This is a genomic window from Kluyvera intermedia, from assembly GCF_021440345.1.
Classification (GTDB): domain Bacteria; phylum Pseudomonadota; class Gammaproteobacteria; order Enterobacterales; family Enterobacteriaceae; genus Kluyvera; species Kluyvera intermedia_A.
Window position 1 is genome coordinate 50,364 of record NZ_JAKCNS010000043.1, and the last position, 13,896, is coordinate 64,259.

The 13,896-nt window shown below is 54.4% G+C and carries 11 protein-coding genes; 3 read left to right on the forward strand and 8 right to left on the reverse strand.

The genetic code is table 11. The annotated features are described in order from the left end of the window. Window positions 1-29: 29 nt before the first annotated feature. Window positions 30-2,627 carry a type I DNA topoisomerase gene (gene topA / locus LZ634_RS13650; protein WP_234506040.1) on the reverse strand — a complete coding sequence of 866 codons (2,598 nt, stop codon included), beginning with the start codon at window positions 2,625-2,627 and terminating at the stop codon, window positions 30-32. Between the two features lie 394 nt (window positions 2,628-3,021). Here topA and LZ634_RS13655 point away from each other — a divergent pair, with 394 nt between their 5' ends. After that, entirely contained in the window at window positions 3,022-3,273 is a 252-nt protein-coding gene (locus LZ634_RS13655; RefSeq protein WP_052281647.1) for a YciN family protein, read from the forward strand. Window positions 3,274-3,354: 81 nt separating this feature from the next. On the opposite strand, the gene sohB is transcribed toward LZ634_RS13655, so the two are convergent. Beyond that, window positions 3,355-4,401, reverse strand: a complete 1,047-nt coding sequence (gene sohB / locus LZ634_RS13660) for a protease SohB (RefSeq protein ID WP_234506044.1) — start codon at window positions 4,399-4,401, stop codon at window positions 3,355-3,357. 252 nt (window positions 4,402-4,653) lie between these two features. Here sohB and LZ634_RS13665 point away from each other — a divergent pair, with 252 nt between their 5' ends. Both LZ634_RS13665 and cobO read left to right on the forward strand, forming a co-directional pair. After that, the gene (locus LZ634_RS13665) at window positions 4,654-5,415 is read left to right on the forward strand and encodes a YciK family oxidoreductase (RefSeq protein WP_234506047.1); all 762 of its coding nucleotides are present in this window, start codon (window positions 4,654-4,656) and stop codon (window positions 5,413-5,415) included. After that, complete coding sequence (gene cobO / locus LZ634_RS13670) at window positions 5,412-6,002, forward strand: cob(I)yrinic acid a,c-diamide adenosyltransferase (protein WP_234506050.1); 591 nt, start codon at window positions 5,412-5,414, stop codon at window positions 6,000-6,002. Before LZ634_RS13665 ends, cobO begins: the two co-directional genes overlap by 4 nt. Here cobO and LZ634_RS13675 read toward each other — a convergent pair. The 6 genes from LZ634_RS13675 to rnm all read right to left on the reverse strand — a co-directional run bounded on the left by LZ634_RS13675 (window position 5,974) and on the right by rnm (window position 13,834). Further along, entirely contained in the window at window positions 5,974-6,954 is a 981-nt protein-coding gene (locus tag LZ634_RS13675) for a helix-turn-helix transcriptional regulator (RefSeq protein ID WP_234506051.1), read from the reverse strand. The genes cobO and LZ634_RS13675 overlap by 29 nt on opposite strands. A gap of 23 nt (window positions 6,955-6,977) precedes the next feature. After that, complete coding sequence (locus tag LZ634_RS13680; RefSeq protein ID WP_234506054.1) at window positions 6,978-9,329, reverse strand: beta-glucosidase family protein; 2,352 nt, start codon at window positions 9,327-9,329, stop codon at window positions 6,978-6,980. 17 nt (window positions 9,330-9,346) lie between these two features. Beyond that, entirely contained in the window at window positions 9,347-10,708 is a 1,362-nt protein-coding gene (locus LZ634_RS13685; protein ID WP_234506057.1) for an MFS transporter, read from the reverse strand. Window positions 10,709-10,893: 185 nt separating this feature from the next. Continuing rightward, entirely contained in the window at window positions 10,894-11,799 is a 906-nt protein-coding gene (rluB, locus tag LZ634_RS13690; protein ID WP_061279478.1) for a 23S rRNA pseudouridine(2605) synthase RluB, read from the reverse strand. A 512-nt stretch (window positions 11,800-12,311) separates the two neighbouring features. Next, window positions 12,312-12,932, reverse strand: coding sequence for an L-threonylcarbamoyladenylate synthase (locus LZ634_RS13695; RefSeq protein ID WP_052281657.1), 621 nt, complete (start codon window positions 12,930-12,932; stop codon window positions 12,312-12,314). Next, window positions 12,929-13,834: an RNase RNM gene (gene rnm / locus LZ634_RS13700; protein ID WP_234506183.1), complete on the reverse strand. Its 906-nt coding sequence runs from the start codon at window positions 13,832-13,834 to the stop codon at window positions 12,929-12,931. The genes LZ634_RS13695 and rnm overlap by 4 nt, the downstream gene beginning before the upstream one ends. Window positions 13,835-13,896 lie beyond the last annotated feature (62 nt).

The following is a 13,896-nucleotide window of genomic DNA, read 5'->3' on the forward strand; positions in this document are numbered from 1 at the left end:
GGCCCTTTGTAAACAACGTTCTGGGAACGTTACTTTTTAGCTTCAACCCATTTACCGTCAACGAAGAACGCTGACCAGCCTGTCGCTTTGCCTTCTTTCTCAGAGGCTACGTACTGCTGTTTGGTTTTACGGCTAAAGCGCACCATCGTTTTGTTACCGGCTGGATCCTGCTGCGGCGCATAGGCCAGGTAGCGCAGTTTCTCCGGCAGACGGTCGCGGAAGCGGAACAGTTCTTCCACCAGCGGCGCACGCGTTTCACGCGATTTCGGGAAGGTGTTGGCAGCCAGGAAGACCCCAGCGGCGCCATCACGTAGCACGAAATAAGCATCGGACTTCTCGCACGTCAGCTCCGGCAGCGGTACCGGATCTTCCTTCGGCGGTGCAACTTCACCACTGCGCAGAATCTTACGGGTGTTCTTACATTCATCGTTAGTACAGGCCATGTACTTGCCGAAACGTCCCATTTTCAGGTGCATTTCAGAACCACATTTCTCACACTCAACGATCGGGCCGTCATAACCCTTGATGCGGAATTCGCCCTCTTCAATCTCGTAGCCATCGCAGGTCGGGTTGTTACCGCAGACGTGCAGCTTGCGCTTCGGATCGATAAGGTAGCTGTCCATCGCCGTACCGCACTTCTGGCAGCGGCGTTTGGCGCGCAGCGCATTGGTTTCTGCGTCGTCGCCTTCCAGCACGTTCAGCACTTCGTTTTCCGGCACCAGGTTAATAGTGGTTTTGCAACGTTCTTTTGGCGTCAGCGCATAGCCGGAGCAGCCAAGGAATACGCCGGTGCTGGCGGTACGAATACCCATTTTACGGCCGCAGGTTGGGCAGTCGATGCTGGTCAGCACCATCTGGTTTGGCTGCATGCCGCCTTCTTCAGGCGCTTTTTCCGCGGTTTCCAGCTGCTTGGTGAAATCACCAAAGAACAGATCCAGCACCTGCTTCCATTCGGCTTCGTGGTTAGCCACGCGGTCGAGGTGGTCTTCCATCTGCGCGGTAAAATCGTAGTTCATCAGCTCGCGGAAGTTTTCTTCCAGACGATCGGTGACGATCTCACCCATTTTTTCTGCATAGAAGCGACGGTTTTCAGTTCGTACGTAGCCGCGATCCTGGATGGTCGAGATGATCGACGCATAGGTGGACGGACGGCCAATGCCACGTTTTTCCAGCTCTTTGACCAAAGACGCTTCGCTAAAGCGCGCAGGCGGTTTGGTAAAGTGCTGAGCTGGCGTCAGTTCAACCAGGCTCAGGCTGTCGCCCTGCTGAACAACCGGCAGAACGCGATCTTCATCACCTTTACGCAGCGCTGGCATCACTTTGGTCCAACCGTCAAAGCGCAGGGTACGACCGCGCGCTTTCAGTTTGAAATCACCCGCTTTCACGGTCAGCGTGGTGGAGTCGTACTGGGCTGGCGTCATCTGACAGGCAACAAACTGGCGCCAAATCAGCTGATACAATTTCTGCGCGTCCGCTTCCATATCTTTGAGAGCTTCAGCAACAACGTTCACGTCAGAAGGACGAATCGCTTCGTGCGCTTCCTGCGAGTTCTCTTTGCTGGCGTACTGATTGGCGTTCTCCGGCAGATATTTCTTACCAAAGTTGTCACCAATATAGTCGCGCACCATGCTGACTGCATCCTGACTCAGGTTGGTGGAGTCAGTACGCATGTAGGTAATGTAGCCCGCTTCATACAGACGCTGCGCCATCATCATGGTTTTCTTCACCCCAAAGCCCAGACGCGTACTAGCCGCCTGCTGCAGAGTGGAGGTAATGAAAGGTGCGCCAGGCTTGCTGCTGGTCGGCTTATCTTCGCGCTCAAGAACGCTGTAACCGGCTTTTTCGAGCAGGCTAACCGCCGCCATTGTCTCGTCACGGTTTACCGGACGGAACGGTTTGTCCGCTTTATGCGTGACCTGCAACGCCAGCGTATCACCGCCAGGTGTGGTCGTGGTGGCATCCACTTCCCAGAATTCTTCCGGGACGAACGCTTTAATTTCACGTTCACGCTCGACCACCAAACGCACCGCTACGGATTGAACGCGACCGGCAGATAAACCACGGGCGATCTTTTTCCACAGCAGCGGCGAGACCATGTAACCCACCACGCGGTCCATAAAGCGACGCGCCTGCTGAGCGTTAACACGGTCAATATTCAGTTCGCCCGGCTTTTCAAACGCCTGACGAATCGCATTTTTTGTAATTTCGTTAAACACCACGCGGCTATAGCGTGACTCATCCCCACCAATGACTTCCCGCAGGTGCCATGCAATGGCCTCCCCTTCGCGGTCAAGGTCAGTTGCGAGATAGATGTGGTCGGCTTTTTCAGCCAACTGTTTGAGTTCCGAAACGACCTTTTCCTTACCCGGCAGCACTTCGTACTGTGCAGCCCAGTCATGCCATGGGTCGACGCCCATGCGATTAACCAGCGCGCCTCGTTCATCCTTTTTAGGCTTTTTGGCCGTTTTGGTGGAGGTAGAGTCAGCGCTCTTTTTGGCGGCTGAGCCACTGGTCGGCAAATCGCGGATATGACCGACGCTGGACTTAACCACGTAGTCATTACCCAGATACTTATTGATCGTTTTGGCTTTTGCCGGGGACTCAACGATAACGAGAGCTTTACCCATAATCACCTTACCTAATTTGATTCTTCCAGGAATACATCGCACATGTTCCACATTCCACTGGCGACAAGCCTTGTATGTTGCGGCAACGCCAAAGGATATCAACCCTTTACTGACCGGTATTTGATACAAGCAGCCAGGTGGCTGAGTTTACAGACTTTTTTTCGTCAGACGTTATAGCACGAAGAATATTTGGTCGAATGTCAAGCAAATCTGTTGCCAGATCGCCGAAAGCGTCACACTGTACCTGATAAAATTCGTTACGCAACTTTATTAGCATGCAAACACCATTCATGCCAACTCTGCGGTAAAATCATTGCCCCTGGTAAATGTCGGGAAAATTTGCCCGAAATCAACACCCGGCGTAAACTAGGGCCGCAAATTTGAGGAGTTGAATATGTCAAATACTAGCCAACCAATCGATCGTCAGACTTTGCTTATTGAAGCAAACCGACTCATTCGTGAGCATGAAGATACTTTAGCGGGAATTGAAGCCACTGGCGTAGAACAGCGCAACGGCGTGCTGGTATTCAGCGGTGAATATTACCTTGATGAACAGGGACTGCCGACGCCAAAAAGCACGGCGGTATTTAATATGTTCAAGTATCTTGCCCACCAGCTGTCTGAAAAATATCACCTGGTTGACTGACCGTTAGGCACCGTCTGGTCCCGGTCGAAATAGCCCGGTAAACGCTCGTTTACCGGGTTTTCTATTTGAGCAGAAGTATTATTACAGCAGCGGTTTTTGCCCGCGCTGCCACCAGCGCATCATCAGATTATCGGCACTTTCCGCGGCGCTGCCGGTAAAGCGGTCCATCATTTTCTTACGCTGCATAAAGCGCACGTTAATGACGTCACGTCCGTCCATCAGCCCCAGCAGCAGTTCATCGCTGGTACCCACTTCGTCAACCAGACCTTTTTCCTGCGCCTGAGAGCCATACCAGTGTTCACCGGTCGCCACCTGATCAATATCCAGCGATGGGCGCATCTCTTTAACAAAGTCTTTGAACAGATGATGAGTCTCATTGAGCTCTTCACGGAACTTCTGACGCCCCTCATCGGTATTCTCGCCCAGCAGCGTCAGGGTACGTTTGTACTGCCCGGCGGTATGCAGTTCGATGTCGATGTCTTTATTTTTCAGGAAGCGGTTCAAGTTCGGGATCTGCGCAACTACGCCAATCGACCCGAGAATAGCAAACGGTGCGGCGACAATTTTGTTGGCCACACAGGCCATCATATAGCCACCGCTGGCCGCCACTTTGTCCACCGCTACCGTCAATGGAATCTGCTTATCGCGGATACGTTGCAACTGAGAGGCCGCCAGACCATAACCGTGCACCACGCCACCAGGACTTTCCAGACGCACCACCACCTGATCTTGTGGAGTGGCAACCGTCAGCACCGCAGTGACTTCTTCACGCAGCGAGGCGACCTCATGGGCGTCCATACTGCCTTTAAAATCAATCACCCACACGCGTGGCTTGTGATTCGTCTCCGCCTCGCCCTGTTTCGCCTTCGCTTTTGCTGCTTTCGCTTCCAGCTTCAGCTTTTTCTTTTGCGCCTTGTGCCAAAGTTTTTGCTGCGGCCCATCAAGTAAGGCTACCGCTAAATCTTCCTGCATCTCTTTGTGCTGTTCACTGAGATTGGTGATCCTCAGCTCGCCGCGCTGTCGCTTGCGCTGGGACAAATTAATAATCAGTACCGCGATAACGGCAATGGCGACGACAACCGTGACGATTTTCGCCAGAAACAGACCATATTGAAAAAGTAATTCCACACATCCACCTTGTACAAAAATCACATAATCTGCCGCTAAGTGTACAACACCGCGCCCAGCACGTCTCGACTGCAGTATCCACTCTCGAGCCGGCTTCCAGTTTACTTATTTGCCGATGAAATCATTGCAAATTGTTAATTCCGCGTTGTCTCTCCTGCTCGCCGATTGAAATGGTGCGGATAATCAGGCATAAAGCCCAAAAGCCATGAAAAGTACATAGAATATGGCTGCCAGAGGCCATGAGGAGTCACCGTGCATTATCAACCCCAGCTTGACCTGTTGCAGAATCGTATCATCCTGGTGACCGGCGCCAGCGATGGCATCGGTCAGGAAGCCGCCTTAACCTACGCGCGCCACGGCGCCAGCGTCATTTTGCTCGGCCGCAGCGATGAAAAATTGCGCGCCGTCGCCGAAGAAATCAGCCAGGCGGGGGCTATTCCCGCCCGCTGGTTCACGCTCGACCTGCTCACCTGCACGCCGCAGGAGTGCCAACAGCTGGCCCAACAAATCAGTGTTCACTATCCGCGCCTTGACGGCGTGTTGCACAATGCCGGGCTGTTGGGCGAGGTCGTGCCGATGGCGGAACAGGATCCGGACGTCTGGCAACAGGTTATGCAGGTCAACGTCAACGGCACCTTTATGCTTACCCAGGCCCTGCTGCCGCTGCTGCTCCAGTCTGACTCCGGCTCGTTGGTGTTCACCTCCTCCAGCGTCGGCCGTGAAGGACGCGCCAACTGGGGAGCCTACGCCGTGTCAAAATTCGCCACTGAAGGCATGATGCAGGTATTGGCCGAAGAATATAAAAACCGCCATTTACGGGTTAACTGCATCAATCCAGGCGGTACACGCACCAAAATGCGTGCCAGCGCGTTCCCAACGGAAGATGCGCTAAAGCTGAAAACTCCCGCCGACATTATGCCGCTCTATCTGTGGTTAATGGGCGATGATAGCCGCCGGAAAACCGGTATGACTTTTGATGCCCAACCCGGGCGTAAACCAGGAATTGCAGAATGAGTGATGAACGTTATCGGGAGCGCCAGCAGCGGGTTAAAGAACGCGTCGAAGCCCGTGTCGCAGCAGCCCAGGACACCCGGGGGATCGTGATTGTATTTACCGGCAACGGTAAAGGCAAAACCACCGCTGCATTCGGCACCGCAACTCGTGCCGTCGGCCATGGTCATAACGTCGGCGTGATTCAGTTTATCAAGGGCACCTGGCCCAACGGCGAGCGCAATTTACTTGAGCCGCAGGGGGTCGAATTTCAGGTCATGGCGACTGGATTTACCTGGGATACGCAGAATCGGGAAAGCGATACCGAAGCGTGTCTTGCGGTCTGGGAACACGCGAAGCGGATGCTGGCGGACGAGACGCTCGATATGGTGTTGCTCGATGAGCTCACCTATATGGTGGCCTATGATTATCTGCCATTAGAAGAGGTGCTCACCGCGCTGAAAAACCGCCCTGAGCACCAGACGGTGATCATCACCGGGCGCGGCTGCCATCGCGACATTCTCGAATACGCCGATACGGTCAGTGAACTTCGTCCCGTCAAGCACGCCTTTGAAGCCGGCATTAAGGCACAGATTGGGATTGATTACTAAGCGCTAGCCGCTCGAGCAGCGCATGGTTAAGCGGCAGGCACAGGCAGTCCTCTCCCAGCGCCAGCTCGCTCTCAATCACGTTTTGCCGCGAAATAAAGCGCTTGCGGTATTCGGTCGGCGTCAGACCACAGTATTTATTGAACGCGGCGATCAGGGCTTTATGCTCCTGAAAACCGCAGCTGTGGCTGATTTCGGTTATTGGCGTGCGGGTATCGCGCAGCAAGGTGCGGGCTTTGTTGAGCCGTACCAGCGTCAGGTACTCTTTAAAATTGTGGCGACTGACCTTTTTAAACAACCGCGAAAACCACGAATAGCTCATCCCGGTATGGCTGGCAACGTCGCTTAAAGTGAGCGGTTGATCGAAATGTTGATTAATAAAGTCGATGCCTTCTTTAATCATCGCCTCTTCGCGCAGCGAGTTTTCCGCACGCTGCGTCGGTTTCCCGGCAGCAACTAAGGCATCCAACAGCAGGTAAATCGCCGCAATACGCTGGAACGGCGCATGATTGTCGATAAGCTGTTCCAGGAGTGACATTAGCCGTTGCCGCACATGGCGGTCACCGTCGACAGGAAGCTGCGCGTGGGTTCGCCACTGCAAAGACGGCGCCGGATGTAGCTCATCAAAAAGCCCCGGTGAAAACTGCACCGTCAGCAGCTGGCTAGCCGGCTCTTCCGCATTGAGGGAGTGCACTTCTTCCGCGTTGATATAGAGCATCTCCCCGCACGTAAGCTCAACGCTCTGCTGCCCGACAGCAATAGAAAAGCGCCCGCTCAGCACCGTTATCAGCTCCGGTGCCGGATGCCAGTGAGGTTCGCAATAGCGAACCTCTGCGGCAAACACGTTCAGCTTCTCGGCATCGAAAGCAATCAGCTCATAACCGCTACCACAGCTAACCGTATGCGCCCCGGTTTGCGTTACCGGGCGCGGGTGAGTCACTGAAAATGGAAACACGAGCGCACTCCTGTTATTGACCTTTATTGCCGACCGGACAGTACCGCGTTAAGTTCATCCTTTTCAATATCCAGCGCCAGAAACTCGGTCAGCGCAATGAACAGGCCGCAGAACATATCAGGTGCCAGACGAATCAGCTTCTCACGGATCTGCTCAGGTGCCAGCGGGCTTTTCTGTGCAATCATCGCCACCACGCGGGCGAAAGCTTCCGGCTGCTGAATCAGTTGCTGAAGCGAGTTGTCATCGCGCAGCGGCACATAGCGCACCGGGCAATCAACGTAAACTTCAGCATGCAGCGGCAGGTCACGCGACGAGCGCCCAACATAAATTTGCCACTGGCCCGGCGTGACCACCCAATCGGCAAGCCCAGGATGATAACAAGCCAGTTCGGCTACCGGCAGCGTCAGGCTAACCTGACGGGTTTCGCCGGCCGCGAGCGCAACTTTGGTAAAGGCTTTCAGCGCCTGCACTTCGCGGATCAGTTCGCCGTCGGGCGCGCTCACGTAAAGCTGAACAATCTCTTTGCCATCGCGCAGGCCGCTGTTGGTCAATTCAAAAGTCACCGTCAGGGTCTCGCTTTCACCGATTCGCGCAGCCGATGTTTCAAGATTGGCATAGCTAAACTGGGTATAGCTGAGGCCAAAACCAAACGGGAACTGTGGCGTCAGGCGGCGTTTATCGTAGTAGCGATAGCCGACAAACAGCCCTTCGCCATAATGATGCCGCAAATTCTCACCGGGATAGTTCAGCCATGCTGGCGTCTCTTCCAGCGTATTCGGTACCGTCACCGTCAGCTTGCCGCACGGGTTACGTTGACCGAACAGAATTTCCGCTACCGCCCGCCCCATGCCCTGACCGGCAAAGAAGGTCTCCAGCAGCGCTTTACACTCGCCCAACCACGGCATCACCACCGCATCGCTGTTGGCCAACACTACCACCACGTTGGGCTGAACGGCGGCAACCTCGCGAATCAAACGCTCGTGTACCGGCAGAATATTGAGATCCTGACGATCGCCGTTTTCACCATCTTCACCCACCGCGGTACTGACAAAAATCACCGCCACGTCGGCGTCCTCGGCCACCGCTCGCGCCTGCGCCAGCGCCTGTTCATCATGGCGTAAATCGTCTGGTGTGCCTTCCGCCCAGCTGACGGTGAAATCGTCACCGGCAAGATCAAAGATCTCATCCAGCGGACGGTCCAGCAGGTACGGCACCGTGGTTGCACAGCCCGAACCCTGAATAACCGGCTCCTGCGCCGGTTTTCCGAGTACCGCGATCCGGCGCGTTTTCTCCGGGCGCAGCGGCAACAGGTCGTCGTCATTTTTCAGTAATACAATGGATTCTGCGGCCAATTGTTGTGAAAGCGCATGATTTGCCGGGAAGTCCGCCTGGGCATTCGGGCGGCGATGACGCTGCACTTTGTCCAGCAGCGCCAACATACGGTGACAGGCGCGGTCAACCACCACCATCGGCACATCGCCGTTTTCGATAGCGGCCAGCAGCGTCTGCTTATCGCGGCGCGTTTCCGGCATCGCCAGGTCATTTCCCGCCAGCAGCGAGGCTGGGCGATCTTTAATCCCGTACCAGTCGGACATCACCAGACCGTCGTAGCCCCACTCATCTCGCAGCACCTGGGTGAGCAGGAACGGATCCTGCGAGGTTTGCACGCCATTTAGCCGGTTGTACGACGACATCACCGTCCACGGCTGGGATTTCGCGATCGCGCGCTGGAAACCGGCGAGATAGATTTCGCGCAGCGCGCGTTCTTCAATAATCGAGTCCATCTCTGTACGACGATATTCCGAGTTATTGGCCGCAAAATGTTTCAAGCTGGCGCCAACGCCCTCGTCCTGTAATCCGTTAATTAGCGCGGCGGCGATATCACCGCTTACTACCGGATCTTCGGCGTAGTATTCATAACCGCGGCCAGCGAGCGGCGTTCGGCGAATGTTAATCCCCGGTCCCAATAGAATGCCAACCCCCATATGCTGGCATTCGCGCCCCAGCGCTTGCCCCATCGCATACACCAATTCCACGTCCCAGCTACAGGCGAGGCTTGAACCGTTGGGGAAACAGGTCGCCGGCAGCGAAGCGCTGAACAGCGCTTCGGTCCCGCCTTTCTCCTCGGACTCCTCGGCATTCGCCCGATCTGCCGTCTGGGTGATGACCGAAATAAAGTCATCCATGCTCCATTTTTCACGGCCGTCAATCTGGGCGCTGCTGTAGCGCACGCCGTAGGTGCCATCGGTCATCACAATATCGTCAATACCGAGCTGCGGTAATTTCGCCGTACGCCATAAGCCGCTGCCGGAGAGCAGTGCCACTTTATCTTGCGCGGTCATTGCGGCGATGATGCGGTTAAAATCACGATTCATATCTCGACTCCCTGAGGTTAAAGCGCGTTTTGTTTACGCAGGCTGATTTTTTGCACAATGTCGCGGTAGGTTTTTTCGTCTAGCGTATAGGCGGCGACAAAGATAGCGCCAAGGGCAAACATCGCGCCGGGGAACAGCGTCATTAAAATATTGATACCGCCGAGCGCGCTGGCGTTGACATTGCCGGCATCATAGTGATAGTAATCCAGCATCCAGCCGGCGCACCCGCCGCCGATAGCCATGGCAATTTTGGTAATGAAGTTAAAGAAGCCGTAAATGGCGCCTTCTGAACGTACGCCGTGATGCCATTCGGCATATTCCACGGTGTCGGCAATCATTGACCACATCGCGACGAATCCCATCCCTAAGGTAATACTGAACAGGCACACGCCGCTCATTATCAGCCAGATATTATCGCCAGCCACAAAATACTGCATTAATAACCCCAGCACGCCAATCAACAGCGCCACCAGGGTCATTTTCTTCTTACCCATGATAGCGATGATCTTTTCAGAAATAACGGTACCAAAAATATAGGCAGCCGATTGAATCATAAAGAACGTCGCGGTAAACCCTTCATCACCAATAATGTATTTAATAAAGTAAATGGCAATCGCCATCCACACGGTATAGGCGATGTAGAAAAAGACGGTGAATAGCGACAAATTAATCAGCGGCCCATTCCCCGTCACCGCGCGCAGCATTTCCCGCAGCGTCGGTGCTGGCACATCTTCTTCAGCACCGACACGCTCTTTAGTCATACCGAAACAGGCGAGGAACAGGAAAGTCGCCAGCATCGCAAAACAGGATACGGCGAAGACATAGCCCAACTGCTTGTCGTTAAACGGTGAAATCAGTAAATCTGCGGTGGTAGAAACAATCAGATAGCCGACAATCGCCAGCACAAAGCGATAGACCGACAGCGACGAGCGCGAAGCCTCATGCTGGGTCAGACGGTTGGTTAACGCCGAGTATGGCGTGTTCACCGCCGTATAGGCGAGGCAGTAAATCGTGTAGGACGCCAGCGCGAAAATGAACTTCGCTTCGCCGCCGAACGGCACAAAGCACAGCACCGTCAGGAAGCCCAGCGGTATCGAACCGTATAATAACCACGGGCGCAGCTTGCCGTGTCGACTGTGGGTTTTATCAATGGCAAAACCAATCAGGATATTAAATATTGCGTCAATCACGCGGGCGATAACAAATATCAGGCTGGCCTGCACGGCGCTGATGCCATAAATATTGGTATAGAAGAATAAAAGAAATAATGAAACAAATCCGAAGGACAAGTTAGAGGCTAAATCACCAAAACCATAACCTATTTTTTCTTTGACACTGATAACCACATAGCTTGCCGAGAGTTTTTTTGTTGTGTCCATTTTCGGGCTACCTTTTGCGTAATCTGTAGCAACAGTATATGGCGGTGGTTAATTTATCACTTTGCGTTATTTGTCCGGGGAATTCCTGTTTTTTGTCTTTATACGGAAGTGTGAATTAAATCACAGGAGAAAGGCGATATTATTGAAAATCAGCTTCCGGCGGGAGCCCGCCGGAAGCCACGTCATTACGCTTTACCGCTGTTGCGGGTGCTGGAACGACGATTGCTATTATTACCCGCACCGGTCCCGGTGGTGGTATGGCGTTTTACCGCGCGACGAATCTGGTTCGCCTTCATACGACGACGATCTTTTTCCACTGCCACTTTAGAGGTGGTTTCTGCCGGCAGTTCTACCAGCTTACGCAGGTAGTTGGTTTGCGCAAGGTCCAGCTCGGTCCAGCCACCGCGTGGCAGGCCTTTTGGCAGCTGAATGTCGCCATAGCGAACGCGAATCAGACGGCTCACCTGCACGCCAACCGCTTCCCACAAACGACGCACTTCACGGTTGCGGCCTTCGGTCAGGGTCACGTTGTACCACTGGTTGATGCCTTCGCCACCGCTGAATTTGATGGTTTTAAATGCCGCAGGGCCATCTTCGAGCTGTACACCGCGCGACAGCTGACGCACTTTGTTGTCGTCCACTTCGCCAAACACGCGCACGGCGTATTCACGTTCCACTTCACGGCTTGGGTGCATCAGACGGTTCGCCAGTTCACCATCGGTGGTGAACAGCAGCAGACCACAGGTGTTAACGTCCAGACGACCGACGGCAATCCAGCGCGCGCCGCGCAGTTTTGGCAGGCGGTCGAACACGGTTGGACGCCCTTCCGGATCGTTACGCGTACAGAGTTCGCCTTCCGGCTTGTAGTACGCCAGTACGCGGCAGATTTGTTCTACGGATTCTTTAACGGAGATTAAGTGTCCGTCGATACGAATTTTGAGACCGGGGATCACTTCAACACGATCGCCCAGCTTGGCGATTTTGCCGTCGACGCTCACGCGGCCCGCTTCAATAATCGTTTCAATTTCACGACGGGAGCCGTGGCCGGCGCGCGCCAGCACTTTTTGCAGTTTTTCGCTTTTATCGCTCATTGAGCTTCCTTCAGGTGTCGCCTTCACAGGCGTCTTAGAGACTTCATCAGCAGCGCGGGAAATGGGCACCGGGCTGCATAAGCAGGCAAACAGCGGCGTTGTATGACAACGCAGGCTGTCCACCCAGAATTGTGACCGCACATACTACACGAATTTTAGGAGAAAAGGGCAGCTAGTTCCTGCCCTTTTCTCCTCGCCGCAGCCGGGTGCGTGAAGGAAGCGTTTTAAATGCGCCGCTAGCGGTTACAGCGGCTGCATCATTTCAAACCACTCTTCACCGCCGTGGGTGGAATCTGAGCGCTTAATGAACTGATAACCAAAATGTTTGTACATCTCAAGATACTGAGATTTACGCATCAGCTCGCCGTACATACGCCGCCTTCCCTATTCCGCCCTATACCCTCAAGGTCTACTATCGCCCCGTTAGTGGACATGCGAAAGCGCAGCACTGGATGCTGGAACAAATAGGCACGCAGGAATAAATAGCCCGGCGAAAAGCCGGGCCGGGAATATTACATGAACGGTTTCACGTCGCCGACGCCTTCGCGGATGACGACCGGGGAGTCTTCGGTGAGATCGACAACCGTGGTGGGCTGCTGGCCGAGATAGCCGCCGTGGATGATCAGATCGACCACTTTTTCCAGACGGTCTTTGATCTCTTCCGGATCGGATTCGGTGAATTCGCTGCCCGGCAGCATCAGCGAGGTCGAGAGCATTGGCTCACCCAGCGTCTCAAGCAGCGCCTGAGCGATAGGGTTTGATGGCACGCGCATCCCGATGGTCTTACGCTTTTCCTGCAGCAGGCGACGCGGAACGTCTTTGGTGCCCTTCAGAATAAAAGTGTAGTTGCCCGGCGTGTTGTTCTTAATTAAACGAAACGCCACGTTGTCGACGTAAGAATAGGTAGACAGCTCGGACAGATCGCGGCACATCAGGGTGAAGTTGTGGCCGTCCGGCAGGTGACGGATGCGGCAAATGCGCTCCATCGCCCCTTTATCTTCAATTTTGCAGCCCAACGCATAGCCGGAATCGGTCGGATAGACGATGACGCCGCCCTTACGCACAATTTCGACCGCCTGGTTAATCAGACGCGCCTGTGGGTTATCCGGGTGGATATAAAAAAACTGACTCATGCTTCCCTCTCAATTGAATTCTGCGGCTGCTCCCAGCGCTGCCAGACTCCCTCGACGCCTGCGGGCAACCACAGTTTACGGCCCAGCTCAATCCACGGGCAAGGTTGATGGAAATCCGACCCCTGAGACGCCAGTAAATGATAGTCGCGGGCATAGGTGGCAAGCTGAGTGCGCTCGTGAGGCGCCTGCTGGCACTGGGAGACTTCCATCGCGTCGCCGCCGTGTTCACTAAAGTGTGCCAGCAATCTTTTCAGCCACTTGGCGGACAAATCGTACCGCCCCGGATGGGCAACAACGGCTACCCCTCCGGAATGATGAATGACATCAATAGCTTCCTTTATTGTACACCACTGCGGCGGAACGTAACCGGTTTTCCCACGTGCGAGATATCTTTTAAACACGTCGGCAATATTGCTCGCCTTGCCCTGTTCAACGAGGAAGCGGGCAAAGTGACCCCGAGTCACTGCTCCGCCCTCGGCCATTTTCAGCGCTGCTTCCCAGGCACCCGGTATCTGTGCTTTTTCCAGACGCTCGGCAATCATCTGCCCACGCTGTTGGCGACGGTCAATCTGTGCGCTTAAAAACGCCGTTAACGCCGGGTTCTCAATATCAATATTGAGCCCAACGATATGAATTTCGTGGTTCTCCCACAACGTCGAAATCTCAACGCCGGTAATCAGCTCTAGCGCCAGGCCGGCACGGGCAATTTCTGCCTGGGCTCGCGGGATCGCGTCGACGGTATCGTGATCGGTAATCGCCAGCGTGCCTACCCGCATTTCGCCTGCGCGGTGCACCAGTTCTTCTGGCGTCAGGCGGCCATCTGAGGCGGTAGTATGGCTGTGAAGATCGTAAATCACTGCATAATTGGTGTCGCTCAAAACCGCTCCCGTTGTACTGCTCATCATGTTTCGCGCCCTATCATAGCCGTATTATGCCAATTTCTAAAATCAGGGGTTGACTTTGC

Coding starts and splice junctions, on each gene's coding strand:
- cobO (WP_234506050.1), top strand. CDS start 5,412: ATGAGTGATGAACGTTATCGGGAGCGCCAGCAGCGGGTTAAAGAACGC.
- rluB (WP_061279478.1), bottom strand. CDS start 11,799: ATGAGCGATAAAAGCGAAAAACTGCAAAAAGTGCTGGCGCGCGCCGGC.
- rnm (WP_234506183.1), bottom strand. CDS start 13,834: ATGAGCAGTACAACGGGAGCGGTTTTGAGCGACACCAATTATGCAGTG.
- LZ634_RS13655 (WP_052281647.1), top strand. CDS start 3,022: ATGTCAAATACTAGCCAACCAATCGATCGTCAGACTTTGCTTATTGAA.
- LZ634_RS13695 (WP_052281657.1), bottom strand. CDS start 12,932: ATGAGTCAGTTTTTTTATATCCACCCGGATAACCCACAGGCGCGTCTG.
- LZ634_RS13685 (WP_234506057.1), bottom strand. CDS start 10,708: ATGGACACAACAAAAAAACTCTCGGCAAGCTATGTGGTTATCAGTGTC.
- topA (WP_234506040.1), bottom strand. CDS start 2,627: ATGGGTAAAGCTCTCGTTATCGTTGAGTCCCCGGCAAAAGCCAAAACG.
- LZ634_RS13680 (WP_234506054.1), bottom strand. CDS start 9,329: ATGAATCGTGATTTTAACCGCATCATCGCCGCAATGACCGCGCAAGAT.